Source organism: Pusillibacter faecalis, assembly GCF_018408705.1.
Taxonomy (GTDB): Bacteria; Bacillota; Clostridia; order Oscillospirales; family Oscillospiraceae; genus Oscillibacter; species Oscillibacter faecalis.
The window spans coordinates 2762297-2786269 of sequence record NZ_AP023420.1 but is presented as its reverse complement, the minus strand read 5'-3'; the positions used below and the strand labels follow the sequence as shown (position 1 = coordinate 2786269).

Below are 23973 nucleotides of genomic sequence, written 5' to 3'. Positions count from 1 at the left end.
GGAATTAAAGCTTCTACTTTGCCTTTTTCACTCTTTTATGCTATATTTCACTCACAATATCTCATTACAAGGCGATACTACTATGGATTATGAATTTCGAATTTCTCCATACAATGATCCGTCTTTTGTTCAACAAATTAGTTGTGCGTTGGAAAAAAGATCCAAATCTATCCCGAGAGAAAAATACGAAAAGATGTGAAAAGCAAGCGTAAACATTAGTTTATATTTACAAAAAATTCCCGTAGGCGTATCGACCGCCTACGGGAATTTATTTTTTCTCTTTGAATTTGACAGTTGTTTTATATGTAATTATGATTATGCAAATTGACTGTTATAAAGGGCCGCATATTTCCCGTCCCTTGCCATCAGTTCGTCGTGATTTCCGACTTCCTTAATACTACCATCCTCCATGTACAAAATCATATCGGCATCACGAATGGTAGAAAGTCTATGGGCAATGACAAAGCTAGTGCGTCCTTTCATAAGCTGCGCCATGGCGCGCTGGATTAAAACCTCTGTATGGGTATCCACATTACTTGTGGCCTCATCCAGAATCATAATTTCCGGATCGGAAGCGATAGCACGGGCGATAGTGAGAAGCTGGCGCTCTCCTTGTGAAATGTTTTCCGCTCCTTTGGAAAGTTCCATATCATATCCATTGGGTAGCGTTTTGATAAAATTATGCGCACAGGCCGACTTTGCCGCAGCGACAATTTTATTTTTGTTCATACCTTCTTCTGCGTATCCCACGTTGTCGGCAATCGTCCCCTCAAAAAGCCATGTGTCCTGCAGCACCATGCCGAAACGGTCCCGCAGTTCTTCTCTTGGCATATCCTGTATATTGACGCCGTCCACCGTGATAGTTCCGCCGTTAATCTCATAAAAGCGCATCAACAGGTTGATCAGCGTGGTTTTGCCCGCGCCGGTCGGTCCCACAATCGCAACCTTCTGGCCGGGCTTGACTATCAGATTTACACCGTTCATCAGCATACGGTCAGGTGTATATCCGAACCGAACATTTTGGAACGTCACGCTGCCGGAGCGATCTTTTGGAATGATACCATGTTCTGCGTCCGGTAACTCTTCCTCTGCGTCCAGCAAAGCAAAAATACGGTCTCCTGCAGCTTTGGCTGCGCCAAAGCTTCCTGCCATACCTGCCAACGAGGAAAACGGTTCGGCAAACCGGCGGGTGTACTCCAACATAGCCTGTACATTTCCTACCGTGATAAGGCCGCCAATAGCACCCAGACAGCCGATTACAGCACAAACCACGTAACCCATATCATTGACTAGGGTGGTAATTGGGCCGACAGCTCCTGCGGTTGTTTCTGCTTTGTAGGAACTGTTTTTCAATTCCTCATTCAAAGCAGAAAAGTTCTGCTTTGCTCTGCCCTGATAGCTAAAGGATTGGACAACCTGCTGGCCGTTGTACATTTCTTCAATATATCCATTGAGCCGCCCTAACAGCTCCTGTTGTTTTTCATAATATTTGCTTCCAGCCTTCATAACGCCCGCTGCGCTGAGCAGCGACAGCGGCACCATGATGATTGGAATGATCGTCAGCTTTGGGCTGATTGCCAGCATCATCAAAAGGATACCGATTGCTGTGATCACCTGCGTAACAATGGAAGTAAGATTCTGGCTGACGGTATTATTGATGGTATCGACATCGTTGGTGATTACGCTGAGAATGTCGCCGTGGGTATGTGTGTCATAGTAATTCAATTTCAATCTGTGCATTTTCCCATCGATGTCACTTCTAATTTTACGCATGACATTGGCAGTAATCTTCGCCATATAAAAGCCCTGTAAAAACGAAAAGAACTGCGATACTAGGTACAGGCATACCAACGCCGCAAGCAGCCAAAGAATGGTTTCCCAGTAAAACACGCCATCCCGGATGCTATCGAATAAGGTTGTCGTGACCTTGCCGATCACGAACGGGGCCATTACCGTGAAAATGGTGCTGACAGAAGCAAACAGCAAGACGAAAAACAGCCGTATCCTGTGAGATTTCAGGTACCCTAACAGCCGTTTGAAAGTATGTTTTTTCATGTCAGATAGCCTCCTTTCCCAACTGGATTTCTGCAATTTCACGATAGAGCGGGCAGTTTTTCAAGAGCTCCTGATGGGTTCCCTGACCGACGATCCTTCCATCGTCAACAACTAAAATGCGGTCGGCGTCTAAAATCGTACTCACCCGCTGTGCCACCATAATAATGGTGGCATTCCTCATGGATGCTCTCAAATTTTTGCGGAGTGTTTGGTCGGTTTTCATGTCCAAAGCGGAAAAGCTGTCGTCAAACACATAGATTTCGGGCTGTTTCATAATTGCTCTTGCAATCGCCATTCGCTGGCGCTGTCCGCCGGAAAGGTTTGTTCCTCCTTGGGCGATCCTGTCATGATACCCGTTCTCCTTTTTCAGGATAAATTCCTCGGCACATGCAACTCTCGCCGCCTCCTGCCAATCCCGCTGTGTGCCGTCTTCTTTTCCAAAATTGAGGTTGGAGGCAATATCGCCGGAAAATAAAATATTTTTTTGCGGGACATAGCCGATCAGAGAACGAAGGTCATCCACTGCATAGTCCTTTGCGTTCACGCCGTCGATCAGCACTTCGCCGAACAGAGGGTCGTACAGGCGTGGGATCAGTTTCAGGATACTGGATTTTCCCCGTCCCGTTCCACCGATAATGGCGGTGATTTCTCCGGGGTGCGCTTCAAAGCTGATGTCTTTTAAAATCGGCTCCTGTGCTCCGGGGTAGGCAAAGGTCACATGACGAAATTCTACTGTAGAACGAAGAGGGCGCTCCTGCAATGAAAACGAGCCGTCCCGGATGCTTGTTTCTGTTTGTAACATTTCTGCAATGCGCCCCGCGCAGGCATACGCCGTGGGGAACATCATGATCACAAGGGCCAGCATCATCACCGACATCAGTACCATACTGATATACTGGCTATTCGCCACCAGAGAACCGACCTCCATAGCACCTGTTTCGACATAACGGGCTCCAAGCCCCAAAACCGCCGCTGTGGTTACACCGAAAATCACATTGATAACCGGCAGCAAAAGGCTAGTAATTCGGCCGGATAGCATGGCTGTTGCGGCATAGTCGGTATTTGCCTCGCCGAAACGACGGCGTTCAGCCTGCTGCTTATTGAAAGCACGGATGACTCGAACCCCTTCCAGCGATTCCAGAAAAAGCTGATTGAGCCGATCCAGCTTTTGCCGGAGTTTTACAGAATAACGGGAAGCGAACAGAATGATAATGCCGCAACTCACCAATAATACCGGAATCGCAACCGTAAGGACAGAGCTGACCTGTCCGCCGGTCGCCGCGGAGAAACTCAAGCCAGCTATCGCCATCATAGGTGCAAGAATGCCGATCCGCAAAAGCATGGTAAGAAAATTTTGAACATTTGTAATATCCGATGTACTTCGTGTAACTAAGCTGGCTGTACCAAACTTATCAAGTTCAGCGGCTGAAAAGCTCTGTACCTTTTCAAAAACCTGTCCACGAAGTGTTGCTGAAAAGTCTGTGGAAATGCGGGAAGCAATTTTCACGGACCAAAAATTGACGATACATGCCAGTATCGTAACACCCGTCATGACAGCGGCAAGGCTCAAAACAGCGCTGCGTGAAGAATCGGCTACCCCGTTATTGATCATTTGGGCAAGCAACGAGGGCAGCATCATTTCTGCGATAGCAGCAAACAAGACCAGCACGGACAACACTGCGATCTGCCGCCCCTTCAATTTTACCTTTGAAAAAATAGTGCTCATAAAATACTCCTTTCTTAGACGGCCAGCCTGATGCCGGACAGCCGGAACATCAGCTTCCCCAGAGCATACTGCTGCACTTCCATATACTCTTGCTTAGATACTGCGCCACCAAAGTTTAAAATTTCCATATTTCCGCTGCGCCCGGTGATATAAATATTTGAGGAGGTGAAGCCGTTTTGGAAATAAAATCTCCTGCGGGCAATCCGCTGGTCTTTATTTTCGGCGGTATCATCCGGCCGCTCAATCAGCAAAACGATTTTTTTGCCGGGAAAATACCGACATACTTCCTGCATAATTTTACTTCCGGTTCCACGGCTGCGGGTTTTTGAAGAAACGGCCAGATAATCCACCATCACCATGTTTTTGTAAGGGATCACCAGTACAAAGCCCCGCAAAGCTTCATTCTCCATTGCTGTCAACAGCAGCGCTTTTCCCTTATTTACAGAACGTCGAACTGTAAAAAAGGGTTTTCGCTCTGACTTGGGAAAAGCTTCTATATAAATCTCTTTGATCTCTTTCCATGGTTTTTGGTTCGCATTTAAAATATCCATGTTCACACTCCACGCTTGCAATTTTATTCACTATACAGTATGATAAGCTGTACAGTAACTGTAATGTCAAGGGGGTAAGATGAAAAACAAGAAATATTTATATACCACGGGACAATTTGCAAAGCTCAATGGCGTCAACAAGCGCACGCTGCACTATTATGATGAAATCGGTCTGTTTTCTCCCGAATTCAAAGGGGAAAACGGCTATCGCTACTACACCTGTTTTCAGACAGTGCAGCTGGAGTTGATTCTGATACTGAGAAAAATCGGCTTATCTATTGAAGAAATCATCCGCTACCAGCAAAGGCCATCGGGTGCCTCCTTCGCGGAACTGATCGAAGAGAGAAAAGCTCTGATCGATAAATCTATTCGGGAACTCCTGAACACCAAAGCCTTTTTGGAACAAAAATCCAAAAAACTGTCCCTAAGCCTTACGGCTAGGGAAGGAGAGATCAAAACAGTCACACTTCCCGAACAACGCATTTTACTCAGCGCTCCTATCACTGGCTCTTATGACGATGACGACTTTGCGGTGGCAGGAGATTTTTCTTTGCGGCTAAAATCCCTTTTCGGTCTTTATGATAATTTCGGGAGCCGAATTTCAGTTGAGAAAATCTTAGCCGGAAACTATGCCGATTACGACTGCTTTTTTGCTTATGGTAGAGAGGATACAGAGATTTACGATACTGTGCGTCCTGCTGGAACTTATCTGCGAGTCTTCTGTGTAGGCGGCTGGAACAAACTTGAAACGGTTTACCATAATATACTCATTTTTGCGGACAAAAATCAAATAGAGCTGGTTGGATATTCCTACGAGGAGGGGCTAAACGAAATGTCCCTGCAAAGCCGTGACGATTATATTACTATGATTACAGTTGGCATCAAAACAGCGAATAATAGTAGATGATAAAAAATTGCTTACATTTTTGAAGTACGGGTTTTCGGGAAGCTCCCTATCGAGTTTTACTGTTTTGGGCACATCTATCCATAAATAGTCTGCCGGCTAAGCCAATACAGAAAAGCCGGAGAAAGTAAACTGCTTTCTCCGGTTCGTTCTATTTTGCCCTGATTTTTTCGGCCTCGCCTTTGAAAACTGGATGATTGGTTCATCCACCCTTTTCGGAAAGTGTTTTTACCATGGCTTGAAACATACTCTCCGTCTGACGATCTACCTCTGCTAAATGTTTGTTTAATGTCCGGCAGTCAACAGATTATCGTAAAGAATACGATGATTCTGTCTGAAATGCTGCCGATACCGTTGTCCCCACACGCCTATAAACAGACCTTCTTCAGGCAGTAACTTCAAGTTTGGAAGTTCATAGTCTCCTTATTTTTGATAGGTTCCTCTTGTCATTTCATAAATACTTCCCATTGGTTTCCCTCCCGTGTTTTTATGTTGTCTTCATTATTAAGAGGAATCCAACTGACTTACCAATGTGCCGATTGTAGGCAATGTGTGTTCCTGCTGGTGTTTCAATGTGTTTTCATCAAATCCGTTATGAACAATCGCACCAAGCGGAGTGTCCTTATAGGACACTCCGCTTTTTTATTGCTATGGCGCTTCAACTTGCAGTCTGTTCCGGGGAGTAGCGAACCGCTACTCCCTCTCTTGTTTGCATGAGGATGGCGGCCTCGGGGATGTCCTTGCGCTTGGGGCGATAAACACGCCGATAAAGTGATAATGGATCACCACCTGCTGCTGTCGGGTCACGCTTCGCCGCTTTCATGGAGCGCCCACGACGGCCTGTGCAAAATCGTCCTTATACTCATTGACGGAGCGGGTTAGGCGGTGGAGCCCCTCCAGCACCACCCTCTCCAAGAAGTCCAGCCGGATATAGTGGGTAGACGAGCCCGGAATTGTGGTTCTGGCAGCTAAAGAAGTTGATGTTGAGGTTATTCTGGTTGAAGTGGAAAGTCAAATTACCGCCGCACTCCTGGCAGTTCAGATAGCCGCAAAAGGCGCTGGACTCCTTCGTGACGGCAGATCGCCTACGCCGGGTGGTTTGCAGATTTTGTACCTTTTCCTAAGTCACACGGGCTCATGGACATTGAGGAAGATGGCCCGGTTTTTCAATCCGGCGCTTCATCTTGTAGGACTTGGAGCAGGTTTTGAAGTCGACCACATCTCGCAGTATTCCTGCAAGGTGAGAACTTTCTTGACGGCGGCAGATGTCTCTGCGAATTTCTCTATCTGAGCCACAATTATATTTTTTAGAGGCCCTACTGTGTACATGACAGGCTATGGCAACGCCGCCAGTGTGCCGAGGCGGCCCAACACCGCTCTTATTTTCTTTCTATCCCTCACCGGATATAATCCCCTGACTATGGAGTTGGGGCTTCTATTACTTTCTGCCGCTGACTTGGTACATTCTTTCATCAGATATAACAACATCAACAGACAGGTGAAATTTCTCCATCATTTCGGCTAAAATCTCTGCAGTCGGAAGGTCAACAGAAACTGCCCTGGCGCTGCCGGTATGATGCTGTTTCAATTGTTCGCGGCTCATCCCATGAGCAATGGATAAGCGTCCACCGCATTTCAACTGTTCCGTCAGTGCAGCAAGCAACACCATAGGATTTTCAAAATGCGGAAACGCATTGTATACCATAATCCGATCAAAGCGTTTTTTCCTTGGCATGGTCTCCGCATCTCCGCAGATCAATTCTACCTGTTTCTGCGGAAATTTTTCCTGTGCGATCCGTATCATCTCCGGCGCAATATCGATCCCTGTGATATGCCTGACCCCACGGGCTAAGTAATCCGATATGAGCACACCCGTTCCACAGGCCACATCCAAGATATCCAATCCATCCCAGATCTCCGCATTATCCAAAATCTTACGGATCACCAGTTCATCACGCACCATGCGCGCATCCCATGATAAAGCACGGCGATTAAAAAAGGCGATCACATCATCCTTGTCCATGGTTTCTCCTACCCACAGCTTTGTATTTTTCAGTGTCTGGCAACCACCTACCGATTTGCCAAAAGTTTTCGCATCCCCTGTGTCAGCCCTTCTACAGTGACCTGATACATGTCAAATTGTTCCCCGATCAGACGAAACGACTGTGTCCAATAGCTGCTGCCAACCGGCGGCTCCTGCGGATGCAGCCAGATCGCATGCGGGTATTTCTTTTTAAATTGTTTCAGCCAATCTAATCCGCTTTTGGAAGATGATACGCCATCTCTTCCTAGTAACTCCCGCAGGGACATCTCCCCGTCGCCCACGAAAATAGCTCGGTAATCCGAAGAGAGGTTTTTCAGCAGACCCTCCGTCTCCACAGCACTGGAAAGTGTCAACGTAGGGTCCTGATAAATAAGGCTCCCCGGCCTGTTATGGAAATAGTAAATTTTCAGATCCTTAAAATGTCCCACTTTGCTGACCGACTGAAACAGCAAGCTGCAAAGCTGCTGATACGGCTCCATTGATCCGCCGGAATCCATAAGCAGCAAAAGCTTTAGCATATTCTTTCTGGGGCGAGTATACATAACTTCCATGCGCCCAGCATTTTCGCAGGTCTTTCGGATTGTCCCGCCTATGTCCAATTCCGTTTTTGGTGCATCCGTTTCCTTGGACAGCTGGCGCAGACTGCGGAATGCCATTTGAAACTGTCGAGAGTCCAAGGTACAGTCTGTGCGCCAGTCCCGATATCTCCGCTCTCCGGCAATCCGATAGGCAGAATGATAACGAGAATCTCCTGCGACCCGAATTCCGAACATCTTCTCTCCCTGGTTGCCAAAGGCCGTATACCCCTCTGTCCCGACCCACTTGCGTCCGCCATTATGCTCTTCCTTTTGCTCCTGCAAGCGTTTGGCAAACAGTGTTTCAATCTCCTCCACCTGCATATTGGTGAATTTCCCAAGCAGCTTCCAATCACTCCTTGTCAGCTCTGGATGTTCCAACCACTGCAGCATCGCCTCCGGCAGCCGCTCTTGAGGCTCAATCCCCCGGAAAAATTCAAAAAACACCTGGTCAAAGCGGTCAAAATCTGTCTCGCTGCTGACCACCACCGCCCGACAAAGCGTATAGAAGCCATGCAAGGAACAATCATGGAGCCCCTGTTGTAAACCATTCATCAGCGTCAGCCATTCTTCCAGTGAAACCTTCAGTCCATTGGAACGGAAACGGTAAAAAAGCGACACAAACATTCTGTCCCCCTCATTCCTGACGGCGGCGTACAAGTTCAATATCTTCGTTCTTCTTCAAAAGTGCCCCCACAAACGGCAATGACTCGTGCAAACAGGCCGGGTCCACACCCCCAAGCTGCAGCGCCTGTATCCAATCCAGCAGCTCACTGGTGCCGGGCTTTTTTTGCAGACCGTTCATGGCCCGCAGTTGATAGAATGCTTTCAAAACCTGGGTGAGCATGGCATCCTCCAGGTCCGGATAATGTACGCGAATAATTTGGGACATCAAGCCTTCATCAGGGAACTCAATATAGTGGAAAATGCACCGGCGCAGAAAGGCATCCGGCAGCTCTTTTTCCGCATTAGATGTGATAATGACGATCGGGCGCTGTTTTGCCCGCACAGTACGGCCTGTTTCCGAAATATCAAATTCCATCTGATCCAGCTCCCACAACAGATCATTGGGAAACTCCAAGTCTGCCTTGTCGATCTCATCAATGAGCAATATCACCTGCTCGTCACTGGAAAACGCCTCTCCCAGCTTGCCGAGTTTCACATACTTTTCAACCTTCTCAATGTCTCCCACGCCCATCTGGCTGTCATAGAGGCGCTGCACAACATCGTAGACATATAGTCCATCCTGAGCCTTGGTCGTGGATTTAATATTCCAGATCAGCAGTCTCTTCTGCAGTGCATTTGCAATAGCCTGTGCCAAAACCGTCTTGCCGGTTCCCGGCTCACCCTTTACCAAAAGCGGCTTTTGCAGTGCGATGGCAATATTCGTGACCTTCAGCAGTTCTTCACTTGCCACATAGGTACCGCTGCCGCGGAACTGATTTTCCATAAAACAACACCTCATCAAGTTTCATCCAGGCAAAAGAAAACGCAGCCTGTGGGGACACCACAGGCTGCGTCAAATGATGCCGCACACTTCAAAAAGCAGGAGTATGGGAGGTAAGTTGATAGTATGTGTTCTTGTAAATGCGCGGCCACTTATGCGTGTGTGGAATTTATGCTTTCAACTTTCGGATTTCAGCCGCCATGGCGGGAACCACCTGGAATAGATCACCCACGATGCCGTAGTCAGCGATACTAAAAATCGGCGCATCGGGGTCCTTATTGATAGCAACGATGCAGTCAGAACCGCTCATGCCAGCCTGATGCTGGATAGCTCCAGAAATCCCGCAGGCAATATACAGCTTGGGCGCCACTGTCTTTCCGGTCTGTCCAACCTGATGAACATGAGGAATCCAGCCAGCATCCACTGCCGCGCGAGAGGCACCCACTGCACCTCCCAGAGCATCTGCCAAATCACGGATGTAGGAAAAATTCTCTGCCTTGCCAAGTCCCCGGCCGCCGGAAACAATGATCTCCGCATCCTCCAGTTTCACCATTTCTGCGGCAACCTCACGGATAGAGTCCACCAGTGTTGTGCGCACCACGCCATCCGGAACTGGAATGCTCTCTTTGATGATCTCCGCAGTACGGGATGCATCTGCAGGTAACTTTTTAAACACGCCGGGCCGAACAGTCCCCATCTGGGGCCGGGTATTCTCGCACATGATGGTGGCCATCAGATTGCCGCCGAAAGCTGGCCGAGTCCATCCCATGATACCAGTCTCCGCATCCACCGCCAAAGAGGTGCAGTCCGCAGTCAAACCGGTTTTCAGCCGGCAGGACACCCGAGGGCCAAAGTCGCGGCCGATAATCGTCGCGCCAATCATTAGAATGGAAGGCCGGTACTTTTCCACCAGCTTTTGCATGCCATAAGTATATGCCTCTGTGGTATAGTACCCATAGGCGGGGTCCTCCAGGGAAATGACTTGATCGGCGCCATGCGCGATGGCAGCCTTTTCCGCCTCAGCATTATCCTTGCCCAAAATCACGGCCACAACCTTTTGGCCCAACTGATGCGCCAGCTCTACGCCGGGATTCAGCAGCTCCAGGCCCACACTGGCAGCCTTACCTTCGTCCGTTTCAATAAATACCCAGATATCTTTATATGCAGAAAAATCCATTGTGTTGTCCTCCTTAAATCTTCTTTGCATCGCTCAGAAGGGCAACCAGCTTCACCGCAGAAACGGGAAGGGAATCCTCCTCCACAATCACGCAAGTCTTGTTGTGCTGAGGAGTGAAGCTCTTCTTGACCTTTGTCGGTGATCCCTTCAGTCCGGCGCAGCTCAGATCAATCTGGCCCTCCATATCCTGGGGCGTAATTGTGGTGATCTCAGCGCGATTTGCAGCAAGGCGCTTCTTTACCGTGGGAAAGCGGAGCTCAAAGGGTGTCTTTGTCACAGAGATCACCACAGGCAGTGCCGCCTCCAGGACATCATAGCCATCTGCGGTCTCCTTGCGGATGCGGAGCTTACCGTCCTCGCAGGAAACCAATTCTGTTGCATAGGTGATCTGCGCGTAGTCCAGATGTTCTGCCATTTCAGGGCCCACCTGGCCAGTGTCGCCGTCAATGGCCTGTTTGCCGCAGAAAATGGCGTCAAACTTCACTCCCTTGCGCTCTTCAATGGTCTTTACTGTACGCGAGAGGATATAGCTGGTGGCCAGCGTGTCGGAACCGCCAAACTCACGGCCAGAGACTAGGAATGCATCATCCGCGCCAACCGCCAAGCTATCCCGCAGGACTGCGGCCGCCTGCGCCGGTCCCATGGAGACGACGGTCACTGTCCCGCCGGCCGCCTCTTTCATCCGCAGTGCCATTTCCAAAGCAAAGCCATCAAAAGGGTTCAGAATGCTGGGCACACCGTCCCGAATTAAAGTATTGGTGACTGGATCAATTTTGACGGCAGTTGTATCTGGCACCTGTTTGACGCAAACTAAAATATTCATGAACCGTGTTCCTCCTCAGATTTTACCCACCAGCGTCTTGCCGATGATATACCGCTGGATCTCACTGGAGCCTTCGTAAATAGAGAAAATGCGTGCATCCCGTACCAGCTTTTCCAGGGGATACTCCTTGGAATAGCCATAGCCGCCATAAACCTGCTGCGCCTGCAGCGTAATATCCAGAACAGCTTCCGAGACAAACAGTTTCGTGCTGGAACCATTTAGCGTATCATAGATTCCCTTGTCCACCAGGGCGGCAGAATAAGCAAGCTGCGCCTGGCAAGCCTGGATCTTTGCCTCCATATCAGCTAGCTTGAACTGGATGCCCTCCAGCTTACCGATGGGCTGTCCAAAAGAAAGCCGCGTGCGGGAATAATCAATGGCAAGATCCAGTGCACGCTGGGCAACGCCAACCGCCGGAGCAACACCGGTGGGACGCGTGCGGGAGAGCATCTTCATCAGTGTCTTGAAGCCGCTGCCCTCGGCGCCGATCATATTCTCGGCAGGGACACGGACAGAGTCAAACACGACGTCGGTGGTGTTGGAAGTGCGGATGCCCATTTTATCCTCATGCTTGCCGACAGAAACACCTTCCCGGTCCCGCTCAACAATAAACAGGGAAATGCCTTTATTGCCCTTGCCGGGGTCCGTAGAACAAGTCACTGTATACAAATCAGAGATGCCGCCGTTGGTAATAAAAGTCTTGGCACCAGTAATCACATACTCATCGCCATCTTTCACAGCCTTGGTCTTGCAGTTACCGGCATCGGAGCCGGACTGAGGCTCAGTAATGCACATGGCCCAGAACGCACCCTCTGCCAATCGCCGGCCCCACTTTTTCTTTTGTTCTTCGCTGCCAGCCAGCAGCACCGGCTTCCAACCAAAGGTCTGCGCGCTAAAGGTGTTGGTAAAGCCGGCATCGTGATAGGCCATAGCCATGCGGATATACATAATCGTAGCAACATCCAGGCCGGCGCCGCCATATTCCTCCGGAACATCAATCCCCCAGAAACCAAGATCCATCAGTTCCCGGACCTCTTCGATCGGGCAGTGGCTCTCACGGTCCCACTCTGCAACATACGGATCTACCTTCTTGCTCATAAAGTCATGGACCAGTGCAACCAAATCCTCCTGATCCTGATTCATCAAGAGATACTTACTCATTTACATCACCTCAAAATCATGATTTTCTCATCGGTTTCAAAGCATGGGTCAGCGTCCCTGAAATACAGGCTTCCGCTTTTCCACAAATGCCGTAACCGCCTCTTTGTGGTCCGCGGTGAGACTGCATACATACTGCGCGTCCACCTCATTTTGCATGCAAGCGTTCAGTTCCTGATAATTCACACTCATCAGCAGCTTTTTGATCTGCGCGTATGCAACACCGGGGCCCTTGGAGTATTTGTTGATATACTTTTGAACGGTTTCCTCCAGTTGTTCCCTCGGCACAGCTTCTGTAATAATCCCCCATTCTTTCGCCTGTGCGCCGCTGAAGCGTTTTCCGGACATCAGCAGTTCTGTGGCTTGATTGGGTCCAACAGCTTTGCTCAGCATGTACGCCGCGCCGCCATCCGGGACAAAACCGATATTGACAAAGGCAAACACCATTTTTGCGGCCTCTTCCGCGATTGAGAAGTCACAGGCCATCGCAATGCTCATCCCCACTCCAGCCACCGCTCCTTCAATCCATGCGATAGTCGGTTTGGAGATCGTTTTCAGGCGCATGATAAATTCACCGCCAGCGCGAATACCGCTTTTCGTGGTATTAATTCCCTGATCCAAGCGGTCTTTCATTCCTCTGACATTGCCGCCGGCGGTAAAATTTCCGCCGGCACCTCTGAAAACAATGGCACGGACTTCATTTTCGCGTTCACAATAGATCAGGCACTGGACTAAGTCCTGTGTTACCTCGGCGGTCACTGGGTTCAGATGTTCAGGATCGTTCAGTGTAATATAAGCTACACCTTCCCGCACTTCAAAAAGCACATGATTCGTTATAAAGTTTAAATCCATTTTCATCACCTTGCCATTGTTTAAGTGTGCGGTGTATGCACAGAATACACATGCAGCCTGTGCATACACCGACAAAGATTCTCACAAGACAGACTTCTTGAAAAGCCCATCTTCAGAAGCTTTGGCAAATAGGTTCAATCCTCAGTAACAGGACATACCTCAAAACAATCCCAGTCGCCGTCTTTCCACCCCCGCTTGTTGGGCAGCGTGACTGTCACGCGAGTAGTATTCATTAAATGATACCACTCCAGGTTTTCGGAAATACTGTTATTCCCCCAAGTTCCGCATCCAAGCGTCGGCGTGCTGGGCAGTCCGTTGTGGATGCCCGCCGGTGTCTGGTTGACTTGAAAACGAGAAACCGGTAACATATGCGCAGCATACTCGATCTTTTCTTCATCATAGGTCCAGATGCAGCTGTTATGTCCAGCGCCCTCCTGCTCTAGGTTGGCAACGGCAGCGGCAACGGTGCCCCTGAAGTCCGTGTAGGTCACATAGCGGGCCAGCGGGAACAAAATTTCCTTGGACAGTACATCATCTTGCGCGCAGCCGCTATACTTGCACAACAGAATCCGGCGATCCTCCGGAACATCTATGCCGATCATGCCGCCCACGACCTGGGGAGAACGCCCCACCACATCGCGGCTGATATGCTCGCCATCTGGGAACACCACCTCACGGAGCTTTTGGATCTTGTCGGCATCCTCAATGAGATACGCTCCAGCGTCCTGCATCGCCTCAAGGAATTCACCCTCTCTGACCGCAGGGACATGGATCGTCTGCTCACTAACGCAGGGAACACCATAGTCATAAGAGCGATTGGCGACAATCATCCTTGCCATGTATGCAAGGTCGTCATAATCATCGCACAAAATCTCCTGGCAATTGCCCTGACCGACACCGAAGCCGGGACGGCCGCTGGAATAAACAGCCTTCACCATACCGGGGCCGCCGGTGGCGATATTCACATCACACTGGGACAGCAGTTCATCCGTGGCCTGGATGCTACAGTACTCCGGCTCAATGACCTGAATCAGATCAGCAGGAGCCCCCAATGCCTCAATCTCTTTGCGAATCAGATTCACCGTCTTCAGTGAGACATGTTTCGCTGAAGGATGCGGCGCAATGATGCAGGCATTTCTGCACTTGATGGACATCATGCCATTTGCTCCAATGGTGACAATCGGGTTGGTGCTGGGCATCACGCAGCCAACAACCCCCATGGGCTTTGCCATGACCTTGACACCTGGCTCATCCCGCAGGTTTGCAATATACCCCACCGACTTTTTGCCACGCATCACATTCCACTGCCCAGGTGTACTAGCCAAAATTTTGTTGATCTTCATTTCAACGGTGCCATACTTTGTCTCTTCACAGGCGTCCTTCGCCAATTCTTCGCGATGGTCATAGATCGTCTTTCCAACAGCTCGCACCACCTTGTCAATGGTCAGTTGGTCTGTGGCTGTCCTTTCGAATTCCTTTTGTGCAGCTTTTGCACGCTGTACTAAACTCCTGACATACTCTTTCACGTTGACATCTGCCATAAGAACCTCCAAAGATAATCATTTTTAGAAGAACATGGAGCTATCAGTTTCCAACGCTATTTTTAACCGCAGGGCCTTTCAGACGCTCCTCTTAGAACGTGTCACACAGCGAACCCAGTCCGCAGCAAATCAATTCTCAGTAACTGGGCACTCGTCAAAGTTGTCCCAGTCCCCTTCCTTCCACAGGCGCTTATTGGGCAGCGTAACGGTAACGCGAGTGGTATTCATCAGGTGATACCAAGCAAGATTCTCAGAGATACTGTTGTTGCCCCAGCTGCCGCAGCCAAGTGTCGTCGTGGTAGGCATGCCATTGTTGATGCCAAACGGAGTCTGATTGACATTGAAACGGGAGACTGGCAGCAGATGAGCGGCATATTCCACTTTCTCGGGGTCATTGGTCCAGATGCAGCTGTTATGACCGGCGCCTTCCATATCCAGGTTCGCCACGGCGGCAGCAACTGTGTCCTGAAAGTCGGTATAGGTAACATAACGGATAAAGGGGAAGAGGATTTCCTTGGACAGTACGTCATCCTGCGCACAGCCGGTATACTTGCACAGCAGGGTCTTGCGGTCAGCAGGAATCTCAATGCCGACCATCTTCCCGATGACCTGGGGAGAGCGGCCCACCACATCCCGGTTGATGTGCTCGCCATCCGGGAATACCACCTTGCGCAGTGCCTCAATCAGCTCAGCACCCTCGACAAGATATGCGCCATTTTTCTGCATCGCTTCCAGGAATTTCTCCTCCATGGCAGCGGGGACATGCATGGTCTGCTCGCTGGTGCAGGGCACGCCGTTGTCATAGGAACGGTTATTGATAGCCAGCATGGCCAGACGATCCAGATCCTCATAGTCGTCGCAGATAATCTCCTGGCAGTTGCCCTGTCCCACACCGAAGCCGGGACGGCCGCTGGAATAAACAGCCTTGACCATACCAGGGCCGCCGGTGGCGATATTCACATCGCACTGAGCCAGCAGTTCATCCGTGGCCTGAATGCTGCAGTACTCCGGCTCAATGACCTGGATCAGGTCAGCAGGGGCACCCAGCGCTTCAATTTCCTTGCGGACCATATCGACCGTTTTCTTGGAAACATTCTTGGCAGAGGGATGGGGCGCAATAATGCAGGCGTTTCTGCACTTGATGGACATCATGCCGTTGGCGGCAATCGTGACAATCGGGTTGGTGCTGGGCATTACACAGCCAACAACCCCCATGGGCTTTGCCATAACCTTGACGCCCGGCTCATCCCGCAGATTTTTGATATAACCAACAGACTTCTTACCCCGCATAATGTTCCACTGAGAGGTAGTGGTCGCAATGATCTTGCTGACCTTCATGGGAATCGTGCCGTACTTGGTTTCCTCATGAGCATCCTTCGCCAGCTCCTCACGGGCGTCATAGATGGTTTTTCCAATGGCCCGAACGACCTTATCAATGGTCAGCTGATCGGTGGCAGTACGCTCAAACTCCTTCTGAGCTGCCTTTGCGCGCTTGACCAGCTCGCCGACATATTCCTTTGCATTGACTTCTGCCATAATCGTAAACCTCCATATGTTTCAAGAATTACATGCTTTTTCAAGCGATGTTACGTATTTGCACAGGGATTTCTCTTATTTTTTATGTTTGATCTTTGCTTCCCACTCGGCTTCCATTTCGTCAATTTCCTTCTTGCTGTATCCAAGTGCGCCCAGTACTTCATGATTGTTCTCACCCAGAGCGGGAGCCTTGCGATATTCCGCGGAGAACTCCGAGAATTCAAAGGGATCTGCCGGGAAGCGCCGGGTGCGAACACTTGTCATTCCATCCGCCATCGGCATATTGGCAATCCAGCCGCATTGATTGAAATGGGGATCTTCATCCACATCGATCATATTGTAAATCTTAGCGCATGGAATCCCCGCATCCATCAAACGGTCAACCGCATCGCTCACATGTGCAAATGTCCGAAGCCACTCCTGAATCAGGTCGATCAGGATTTCCTTGTTGGCCACACGCTTATCATTGCTGATGAAACGCTCGTCCTCCGCCAGTTCTGGCCGTCCCATCACATCGCAGAATTTATTCCAGAGATTTGTGCTCAGGACGCCAATGACAACAGACTCATTGTTGTTGCCAGTAAAAATACCGTAAGGGGCCAGATTGCTGTGGTGATTACCCGTCCGTGTGCCCACCTCACCTGTGATGCCATGGTCAAGCTTGGCCGCCATCCACATCAGGGAGCGAGCAAGCGAAATATCGATCCGCTGGCCCCGGCCGCAAATTGAGCGATAGTACAGCGCCGTGCCGATACAGCCGAAAGCATTCAGCGCTCCCATCCAGTCCCCAATAGCGGGACCGATTTTAGTGGGCTGCCCATCCGGCTCTCCCGTCATCTCCATGATGCCGGAAACCGCCTGAGCGATGACATCATATCCCGGCCGGCTGGCATAAGGCCCTGTCTGGCCATAAGCGGAAATGGAGCAATAGATCAGCCTGGGATTGATCTCCTTCAAATCTTCATAGCTCAGTCCCAATTTCTTCATGACACCGGGACGATAGCTCTCCAGCAGGACGTCGGCTTTTGCCGCCAGCTTTTTGAATGCCTCCGCACCGCGAGGATCTTTCAGATCCAGCACCACAGACTTTTTCCCGCGGTTGGACGTGCAGTAGTTGATGCTGATGCCATCGATCATTGGAGGGAAAAAACGATTGTCATCTCCCAAAACCGGCTTTTCGATATGCCAGACCTCAGCGCCATAGTCCGCCAGCATAGAGCCGGCCATTGGACCGGCATAGTTGTTTGTGACGTCCAGCACCTTCAGTCCTTCATAAACAGGTCTTCCCATCTCTTATGTACCTCTTTGCAAGGGAAGCCAAAACCATCGCCTTCAACACGCGCCGCCATAACGCCACAAGCCGTCCCGCTTCCCGGTATTTTTATTCTTTGTCCAGGCCTCTGCCCCTATCGTGCAGAGATCACCATGCCCACATCTCTTCAAAATAAGCGTGGAGCTCATCTTGATCCGTCACGCCGCCGACACCCAGCATCCCCTGCTCGTTCGTCCAGCAAGCGGTATAGGCTGCCTCCATCTCCTCCTTGGTTCCAATACCAAAGGTTTTGGGAGTGGGGATTTTCAGCGACCGATTCATGTCTGAAACCACTTTGCAGCAGGCGGCCACCAGCTCTTCACGGCCCATTTCGGCCTCACCGGCAACACCCATATATTCCGCCAGGGAGTGCATGCGTTCAATTTCCGCCGTCTTTCCGCTGTGCTTAATGGCAAAATTCAGTCCCCAAGCGCAGGCAATGCCGTGGGGCACATGCAGAGCGCCTCCCAGAGCATGCGCAATGGCGTGTCCGGCCTGCAGCGTGCTGCTGGCAAAGCTGGCGCCGCCATAGGTAGCCGCCTGCATCATCTGACCGCGTGCTTCCAGATTCTTTCCATCCTCCACAGCCACTGGCAGCCATTTAACAACTCTGCGGATGGTGTTCTCGCAGAACATATCAGCAAACTCATTGTGGCGTCCCACCAGATAAGCCTCCACAGCGTGAGAAAGGGCATCCATGCCGGTGGAAGCCGTCAGGCCCTTGGGCAAGCCAACCGTCAGCGCAGGGTCCAGATAAGCGGCGTATGGACACATTTTCACAACGTCCTTCACGCAGACCTTGCGATGCGTACTGGTATCCGTGATGATGGAAAGTGCCGTCACCTCAGAGCCGGTGCCCGAGGTCGTGGGAATCGCGATCACACGGGGGCAGGCATTGGGAATTGGCTTGCCAACCCCCAGCACATAGTCCAGCAGGCGGCCGGGATTCGTATGCATGACTGCCATGCACTTGGTCGTGTCGATGACACCGCCGCCGCCAATAGCCACATAGATGTCAACATTTTTCTCATCAGCCAGATTGGCAGCTTCTTCGATCATCTCTACTGGGGGATCTGCGGTCACTCCGCCAAACTCCTCCACAACAAAACCTGCCTCGCGGATGGGAGTCAGGACAGCGTCTGCAATGCCGACCTTTTTGATCCCCTCGTCATAAACGGCCATTACAGTTTTTACGCCCAAGCTCGTCAGCAGGTCGGAAACCTTTTTGGATACGCCTTCGCCATAGATGATCCGCGGTGCATTATAAGCGTCAAATGCAATCATAATCAAAAGCCTCCTTCAAATAGTTGAGCCTTGGAAAGTTGTTCTTCATGAACCCTGACTTAAACGAACCGCGGTCTGGCCGCAGATCGTTTAAGCCATTGGGATCTGTCTTTTACACGCTTTCTGTTTCCTTCAAGCGAGGACGCTCCAGCTTGGGAATCAGCACACCGCAGATAACGCCCAGTGTACAAAGCACGAAGGCCATAATGAACGCCACGGTATAGCCGCCGGTGCTCTCAATCGTGGCGGCAGTTATTCTGGGAATAACCTGCGTCATAAGCATATAGCCCAGCAGTGCGAAGCCATAGATATTGCCGGCGTAGACAGGCCCGAAGGACGTAGTGGACATAACCGGGTAAACGCTGTTGGTAGCGCCAAAGCCAGCGCCCAGACAGATGTAAGCCAGCAGAATCATTGCCACCGAGCTGCCCGTCAGCAGGAGCAGACCGCAAATCATGCACAGGAGCCAGCAGCACATGTACACTTTCTTGAATCCAAGATTATCCGTCAATTTGCCCAGCAGCAAGCGGCCTACCACGTTGCCGATGTTGTACAGTGAAACACCAAGGGTTGCGTACGCCAGATCAATTCCCTTATCCGTCATGAACATAGAGAACCGAGAGAACATAATGAGGTAGAAAGAGGGGAAAAACGCCATCGCGCCCAACTGCAGCCAGAACTGCTTCGTCTTCCACGCCTTGGAGATGGGATAGCTTTCATACTGAGAGCTCAGAGCAGCGCCATCGCTGGGAGCCACGTATCCCTCTGGCACATAGCCCAGGGGAGCAGAGCGCATCCCAAGGCCGCAGAGAATGCAGATAACCGCGCAGACGATACCGCAAGAGAACAGAGTGACCTTAACATTAAACGCAGCCGTGATATAAGCGCACAGCGGCGCGAGGAAAGCCGAGGAACCGCCGTTGAACGCCATGCACAGGCCGGCAGCCAAGCCCTTCTTATCAGGGAACCAGCCCATGACACAGTACATCGCGCCGCAATAGGTAATGCCGTTGCCCATGCCGATCAGGAAGCTGTATGTGAAATACAGCAGGCCAGGAGCTGTGTCGGGCACTAAGCCAGTTAAAATCAGGCCAGCGCCAAATACGATAGCGCCAATAATTGTCACCGCTTTTCCGCCGAACTTCTGCAGCAGCTTACCGCCCAACAGAGAGCCAATGGGCCAGAAAGTCAGCATGGTAGTTCCAACGTTTGCGATTGCCGAAGCCTCCCATCCGTAATAGGTTGCAAGAGGCGTGATGAAAACGGATGTGGCGTTGATGATACCGGCGCAAAGCAAAATGATCAAGCCACGGATCAGGATGCCGTTTCTATTGATGCTGTGGACGTCTAAAGTCTGTGACATGAGATACATCGCTTCCTTTCCCTTTTTATTTACTTTTTCCGAGTGGCCACCCTTTTTCCCGCTGCCGGCAGAGCCAAGCGTGAGGATCAAGTATGTTCATAGTTTAACGATAGAGCTGTCCACAAACAATGTGCACACAAAACAAAAACAGACGCCCAATTCACTTTTTTTACAATTAAAGTATCTCGAACGCTCACGCTATTTATATATTTTTACAACAAATAACAGCCTCATCACAGCAATGTACTGTGATGAGGCTGTTATGATCCTGTATCACTCCCTACATCCAAAGCCGGCCATCATATGCTGCCATGCTGCTGTGTCAGCTTAACAGCAGCAACTGTTGACCCAGGAGTTTTTTCATTATAAAACCGCAGGCTACTTTTGTCTCTGGTGGAATTTATAAAATCTCAGCACTTTTTTGTGCATGAGGCATAACGTATGAAATCGTGTTGATTGTCCCAAAAGTGTCTGCTTCGCTCCTGCCAATGAAAGCTGCACGACGCGCCAATTATTTCGTCATTTCGTGCGACTTCTCTGCTGATTTTGTTTCATTTACACATTGTTCTATCTATTCGCCTTTTCTATGTTGTAATGAGTGGGATCATGTGTGTCGCATGGAAAAACATCGGAAAGGAGGCTTTTGACAAATACGCACATCTAGGAATCCGTCATATCAGCATATTGAGGAGGTAGGAACACCATGTCAACACCAGCAGTCAGTTTGCGCAATGTGAATCGTTCCGGAATTCTGATCCGTGCACTTATCATTATGCTTTCAGCGGGAATCGTGAATGCGCCTTCCATTTTTGTCACGCCACTATCCGCTCTGAAAGGATGGGATGCAGAAGCAGTCGCAAGTGCCGCCACCCTCATGGGCACGTTCACGGTTGTCGGACACTTTTTCGGCGGCATCCTGCTCTCCAAGATCGGCTCTAAGCTGACCACTGCACTCGGTGGATTATTTATCTGTTTGGCCTTTGTCGGTACTGCATTGGTTCCCGCAGCCACCCCTGCTCTGCTAAATGTGACCTATGGTGCATTTTTTGGAATGGGCGTCGGCTTCAGCTACACGCCCGCCACCTATACCGCCATCAGCTGGTTTCCTGATAAACGCGGTCTTGCCAGCGGACTGTGCATGGCCTGTAACGGCGGCTCCGCATCGTTTCTGGCTCCGATCTGCGCAAACCTCGTCAATGTAATCGGTGTAGAAATGGCTATGATCCTCATCGGGATCATCCTTGGCGGTATCATTCTAATCTGCTCTGTCAGTGGGTTCCAACAAGCCCCTGAAGGTTATGTGCCCGCAGGGTATGTCCCTCCCGCCAGTATCGGTGACGAAACACAGTTGGAAAGCTGGCCAGCTGCACGTGCCATGAAAAGCCGTGCATTTTGGCAGATCGCGCTCTGCCTTGCGGCCATGCCGATTTTGTACGTCGTTGCTTATCCCCGTTTCACACTCTTTATGACCAATGCCGGCATCGATACCTCTTACGCCACTATGGGCGTCACGGTCTATGCCATCGCTAACGTAGCAGGCCGGCTGGGTCTTGGCCGCCTGATTGATAAAACCAGCTATAAATTTACGTATATCTGGTGCACTATGTTCAGCATTCTGGCTTCTCTGGTCATGATGCGAGCCAATTCCGTGGGGCTCTTCTATCTGGCTTACGCCCTGCTGGGCATCGGCTTTGGCGCCACCAACTGCGTTTATCCTGTCGCCATCTCCAAGAGCTTTGGGCCCAAGTATGGAGGGAGCATTTACGGCACTGGCATGTGGGCTTATATGATTTTCGCCACGTTGTTGATGCCGCAGGTCAATTCCGCTATTGTGGCTGCCACTGGAAGTTGGAATCTGGTATTTGCCATTGCCATTATCTTGAACCTGATCTCTCTTGCATCTATGCTGCTGATTCCGAAGGTCGACCGTGCTCCACTGAAAAAACCATAGAAAATGCTTCATTGCCTTTTCCCTTCCAGTATGGATCAAGGCCGCCGACTGAGAAACAACCGGCGGCCTTGATCTATCCGCAAAAGATGGCCGTCAAAATTCGACTATAATTTTTATTCATTTTGCACATCACCCGTAATCTCTTTTCTTTTATTTTTTCGTTTTTTGTAAAAACAATAAAAATTTATTCATTTTTTGTTGACTCCGCACATATTCCCCAAATTCTTCCTCTGTTATAAAAGGGTATACCCGTTCACAAATTGATAACATTTTGAAAGGAGCGCTACGTGTATGGGAGTCATTGGCTGTATCCTTGGTTTTCTTGTTGTGATTTATCTGGTCTATAAGGACTGGTCGTCCTATCTGGCCACATTCTTTGGCATGTGCGTCGTTGTCTTGCTGACTGGAGACAGTTTTATGACGGCCATTTCCGAAACATATGTCAGCGGAGTCTACACTGCGATCAAGAGTTTCTTTTTTATGCTGATGTTTGGTTGCGTACAGTCTTACCTGTACCGGGAAAGCGGCGCAGCCTTCACCATTGCTGACGCAGTCATGAACAAGTTTCTCCGTGATAATTCCAGTGATACCGCAAAGAATCTCACCGGTATGATCATCATTCTGGTGATCGGCGCCCTTTTGAATCTGGGCGGCATCATCGCCGGCGTGGTCATCGTGCTGATGTACCCCATTGCCCTGGCGGTCTTTGAACGTTGTGATATCCCCAAGCGTTTTATTTTGGGCGTTTTAGGCGCAGGCTCCTATACGTTTACCCTCAGTATTCCGGGCAGCCCCCAGGTGACAAACGTTGCCGCTATGACCGTTCTGGGGACAGGTTCCGGTGTGGCGCCTATTCCCGGCCTGATCGGCGGTGCTGTGGAAATTATTGTTATTTTAGTCCTGTTGAACCTTCTGATCAATCGCGCCAGGCGGAAGGGCGATCATTTTGAACGGCATCCGTTGGACCCTCATATGGAACCCGATGCGGATCGTCCTGGCTTTATCCTCTCTCTGATCCCCATGATCTTCCTCTTCATCACTTTCAATTTCTTCAACCTCAATATCGTCCCCTGCCTAGTCCTCAGCTGCCTGCTGTCCATCGTCCTCTTCTGGAAGTGGCTGAGAGCTAAAAACCTCAAGGAACTGCTGTGCGGCGCCACAGTGGACTCTGTTCCAATGACCATGAATGTTGCCGCGATCTGCGGCTTTGCGGCTGTCATCACCAATTCCTCTGCTTTCCAGACCATGCTGGACGCCATCACCAGCATCAACACCTCTCCCATTATCATTTGCGCCGTAGTGGTGGCTCTGATGTGCATGCTCACCGGCGGCTCTTCCACCGGCCAGCTGGTAGCCCTCCCCCTGATCGCTCCCAAGCTTCTGGAAATGGGGCTGAATGCCAATGTCATCCATCGTGTGGCCGTCTTCGCTGCCACAACACTGGACTCCATGCCCTACTGTGGCTCCATCCTCATGCTGCTCCCCATGTGCCACATGAAGTTAAAAGAAATCTATCCGGCCATGTTCATCACAACTGTTGTTGCAACAACCTGCGGTACCATAGCCGTTTGCGTGATATGCGCCCTATTCCCGGGTCTGGCTTGACAGATTCTCCCCTTCATATCAGAAAAGAGACCGGAATTGCATGCAATTCCGGTCTCTTTTCTGATATGC

Annotated in this window: 20 protein-coding genes; 4 read left to right on the top strand and 16 right to left on the bottom strand. The window is 50.3% G+C overall.

The features are described 5' to 3' along the window. Positions 1-315 precede the first annotated feature (315 nt). The 3 genes from KJS55_RS14040 to KJS55_RS14030 are packed head-to-tail and all read right to left on the bottom strand — an operon-like array spanning position 316 to position 4332. A complete protein-coding gene (locus KJS55_RS14040; protein WP_187030728.1) occupies positions 316-2055 on the bottom strand; it encodes an ABC transporter ATP-binding protein in 1740 nt (579 codons plus the stop codon). A 1-nt stretch (position 2056) separates the two neighbouring features. Beyond that, positions 2057-3781 (bottom strand): ABC transporter ATP-binding protein, encoded by a 1725-nt coding sequence (locus KJS55_RS14035; RefSeq protein WP_213543586.1) that lies wholly within the window; start codon positions 3779-3781, stop codon positions 2057-2059. Between the two features lie 14 nt (positions 3782-3795). After that, positions 3796-4332: a GNAT family N-acetyltransferase gene (locus tag KJS55_RS14030; protein ID WP_187030724.1), complete on the bottom strand. Its 537-nt coding sequence runs from the start codon at positions 4330-4332 to the stop codon at positions 3796-3798. A gap of 79 nt (positions 4333-4411) precedes the next feature. On the opposite strand from KJS55_RS14030, the gene KJS55_RS14025 reads away from it, so the two are divergent. Further along, a complete protein-coding gene (locus tag KJS55_RS14025) occupies positions 4412-5239 on the top strand; it encodes a MerR family transcriptional regulator (RefSeq protein ID WP_187030722.1) in 828 nt (275 codons plus the stop codon). A 282-nt stretch (positions 5240-5521) separates the two neighbouring features. On the opposite strand, the gene KJS55_RS17735 is transcribed toward KJS55_RS14025, so the two are convergent. After that, positions 5522-5602: a hypothetical protein gene (locus tag KJS55_RS17735; RefSeq protein WP_428846521.1), complete on the bottom strand. Its 81-nt coding sequence runs from the start codon at positions 5600-5602 to the stop codon at positions 5522-5524. 589 nt (positions 5603-6191) lie between these two features. Here KJS55_RS17735 and KJS55_RS14015 point away from each other — a divergent pair. Next, positions 6192-6527, top strand: a complete 336-nt coding sequence (locus KJS55_RS14015) for a hypothetical protein (protein ID WP_213543584.1) — start codon at positions 6192-6194, stop codon at positions 6525-6527. 147 nt (positions 6528-6674) lie between these two features. Here the strand turns inward: KJS55_RS14015 and KJS55_RS14010 are convergent, their stop codons facing one another. The 12 genes from KJS55_RS14010 to KJS55_RS13955 form a co-directional block, all read right to left on the bottom strand. Then, entirely contained in the window at positions 6675-7259 is a 585-nt protein-coding gene (locus KJS55_RS14010) for a class I SAM-dependent methyltransferase (RefSeq protein WP_213543583.1), read from the bottom strand. 47 nt (positions 7260-7306) lie between these two features. Further along, positions 7307-8482, bottom strand: coding sequence for a VWA domain-containing protein (locus tag KJS55_RS14005; RefSeq protein WP_213543582.1), 1176 nt, complete (start codon positions 8480-8482; stop codon positions 7307-7309). Positions 8483-8492: 10 nt separating this feature from the next. Next, entirely contained in the window at positions 8493-9305 is an 813-nt protein-coding gene (locus KJS55_RS14000) for an AAA family ATPase (RefSeq protein ID WP_187030712.1), read from the bottom strand. A gap of 166 nt (positions 9306-9471) precedes the next feature. Next, the gene (locus KJS55_RS13995) at positions 9472-10479 is read right to left on the bottom strand and encodes an electron transfer flavoprotein subunit alpha/FixB family protein (protein WP_187030710.1); all 1008 of its coding nucleotides are present in this window, start codon (positions 10477-10479) and stop codon (positions 9472-9474) included. Between the two features lie 13 nt (positions 10480-10492). Continuing rightward, entirely contained in the window at positions 10493-11302 is an 810-nt protein-coding gene (locus tag KJS55_RS13990) for an electron transfer flavoprotein subunit beta/FixA family protein (RefSeq protein WP_213543581.1), read from the bottom strand. Between the two features lie 15 nt (positions 11303-11317). Next, complete coding sequence (locus KJS55_RS13985) at positions 11318-12463, bottom strand: acyl-CoA dehydrogenase family protein (RefSeq protein WP_187030705.1); 1146 nt, start codon at positions 12461-12463, stop codon at positions 11318-11320. Between the two features lie 48 nt (positions 12464-12511). Next, positions 12512-13312 (bottom strand): enoyl-CoA hydratase/isomerase family protein, encoded by an 801-nt coding sequence (locus KJS55_RS13980; RefSeq protein ID WP_187030703.1) that lies wholly within the window; start codon positions 13310-13312, stop codon positions 12512-12514. 134 nt (positions 13313-13446) lie between these two features. Beyond that, entirely contained in the window at positions 13447-14853 is a 1407-nt protein-coding gene (locus KJS55_RS13975) for an aldehyde dehydrogenase family protein (protein ID WP_187030701.1), read from the bottom strand. A 129-nt stretch (positions 14854-14982) separates the two neighbouring features. Continuing rightward, the gene (locus tag KJS55_RS13970) at positions 14983-16389 is read right to left on the bottom strand and encodes an aldehyde dehydrogenase family protein (RefSeq protein ID WP_187030699.1); all 1407 of its coding nucleotides are present in this window, start codon (positions 16387-16389) and stop codon (positions 14983-14985) included. Between the two features lie 75 nt (positions 16390-16464). After that, positions 16465-17679, bottom strand: coding sequence for a CaiB/BaiF CoA transferase family protein (locus KJS55_RS13965; protein ID WP_213543580.1), 1215 nt, complete (start codon positions 17677-17679; stop codon positions 16465-16467). A gap of 130 nt (positions 17680-17809) precedes the next feature. Next, on the bottom strand, positions 17810-18985 hold the full coding sequence (locus KJS55_RS13960; protein WP_213543579.1) for an iron-containing alcohol dehydrogenase: 1176 nt from the start codon (positions 18983-18985) through the stop codon (positions 17810-17812). 112 nt (positions 18986-19097) lie between these two features. Next, the gene (locus tag KJS55_RS13955) at positions 19098-20348 is read right to left on the bottom strand and encodes an MFS transporter (protein ID WP_187030693.1); all 1251 of its coding nucleotides are present in this window, start codon (positions 20346-20348) and stop codon (positions 19098-19100) included. Between the two features lie 703 nt (positions 20349-21051). Between KJS55_RS13955 and KJS55_RS13950 the strand changes: the two genes are divergently transcribed. Together KJS55_RS13950 and KJS55_RS13945 are read left to right on the top strand one after the other, a co-directional pair. Then, positions 21052-22299 (top strand): MFS transporter, encoded by a 1248-nt coding sequence (locus KJS55_RS13950; RefSeq protein ID WP_187030691.1) that lies wholly within the window; start codon positions 21052-21054, stop codon positions 22297-22299. 291 nt (positions 22300-22590) lie between these two features. Beyond that, positions 22591-23904: a GntP family permease gene (locus tag KJS55_RS13945; protein ID WP_187030689.1), complete on the top strand. Its 1314-nt coding sequence runs from the start codon at positions 22591-22593 to the stop codon at positions 23902-23904. Positions 23905-23973 lie beyond the last annotated feature (69 nt).

What these genes read in the sequence shown, in the direction of transcription:
- KJS55_RS14040 (WP_187030728.1), bottom strand. Translation starts at nt 2,055, where the DNA reads ATGAAAAAACATACTTTCAAACGGCTGTTAGGGTACCTGAAATCTCAC.
- KJS55_RS14035 (WP_213543586.1), bottom strand. Translation starts at nt 3,781, where the DNA reads ATGAGCACTATTTTTTCAAAGGTAAAATTGAAGGGGCGGCAGATCGCA.
- KJS55_RS14030 (WP_187030724.1), bottom strand. Translation starts at nt 4,332, where the DNA reads ATGGATATTTTAAATGCGAACCAAAAACCATGGAAAGAGATCAAAGAG.
- KJS55_RS14025 (WP_187030722.1), top strand. Translation starts at nt 4,412, where the DNA reads ATGAAAAACAAGAAATATTTATATACCACGGGACAATTTGCAAAGCTC.
- KJS55_RS14010 (WP_213543583.1), bottom strand. Translation starts at nt 7,259, where the DNA reads ATGGACAAGGATGATGTGATCGCCTTTTTTAATCGCCGTGCTTTATCA.
- KJS55_RS14005 (WP_213543582.1), bottom strand. Translation starts at nt 8,482, where the DNA reads ATGTTTGTGTCGCTTTTTTACCGTTTCCGTTCCAATGGACTGAAGGTT.
- KJS55_RS14000 (WP_187030712.1), bottom strand. Translation starts at nt 9,305, where the DNA reads ATGGAAAATCAGTTCCGCGGCAGCGGTACCTATGTGGCAAGTGAAGAA.
- KJS55_RS13995 (WP_187030710.1), bottom strand. Translation starts at nt 10,479, where the DNA reads ATGGATTTTTCTGCATATAAAGATATCTGGGTATTTATTGAAACGGAC.
- KJS55_RS13990 (WP_213543581.1), bottom strand. Translation starts at nt 11,302, where the DNA reads ATGAATATTTTAGTTTGCGTCAAACAGGTGCCAGATACAACTGCCGTC.
- KJS55_RS13985 (WP_187030705.1), bottom strand. Translation starts at nt 12,463, where the DNA reads ATGAGTAAGTATCTCTTGATGAATCAGGATCAGGAGGATTTGGTTGCA.
- KJS55_RS13980 (WP_187030703.1), bottom strand. Translation starts at nt 13,312, where the DNA reads ATGGATTTAAACTTTATAACGAATCATGTGCTTTTTGAAGTGCGGGAA.
- KJS55_RS13975 (WP_187030701.1), bottom strand. Translation starts at nt 14,853, where the DNA reads ATGGCAGATGTCAACGTGAAAGAGTATGTCAGGAGTTTAGTACAGCGT.
- KJS55_RS13970 (WP_187030699.1), bottom strand. Translation starts at nt 16,389, where the DNA reads ATGGCAGAAGTCAATGCAAAGGAATATGTCGGCGAGCTGGTCAAGCGC.
- KJS55_RS13965 (WP_213543580.1), bottom strand. Translation starts at nt 17,679, where the DNA reads ATGGGAAGACCTGTTTATGAAGGACTGAAGGTGCTGGACGTCACAAAC.
- KJS55_RS13960 (WP_213543579.1), bottom strand. Translation starts at nt 18,985, where the DNA reads ATGATTGCATTTGACGCTTATAATGCACCGCGGATCATCTATGGCGAA.
- KJS55_RS13955 (WP_187030693.1), bottom strand. Translation starts at nt 20,348, where the DNA reads ATGTCACAGACTTTAGACGTCCACAGCATCAATAGAAACGGCATCCTG.
- KJS55_RS13950 (WP_187030691.1), top strand. Translation starts at nt 21,052, where the DNA reads ATGTCAACACCAGCAGTCAGTTTGCGCAATGTGAATCGTTCCGGAATT.
- KJS55_RS13945 (WP_187030689.1), top strand. Translation starts at nt 22,591, where the DNA reads ATGGGAGTCATTGGCTGTATCCTTGGTTTTCTTGTTGTGATTTATCTG.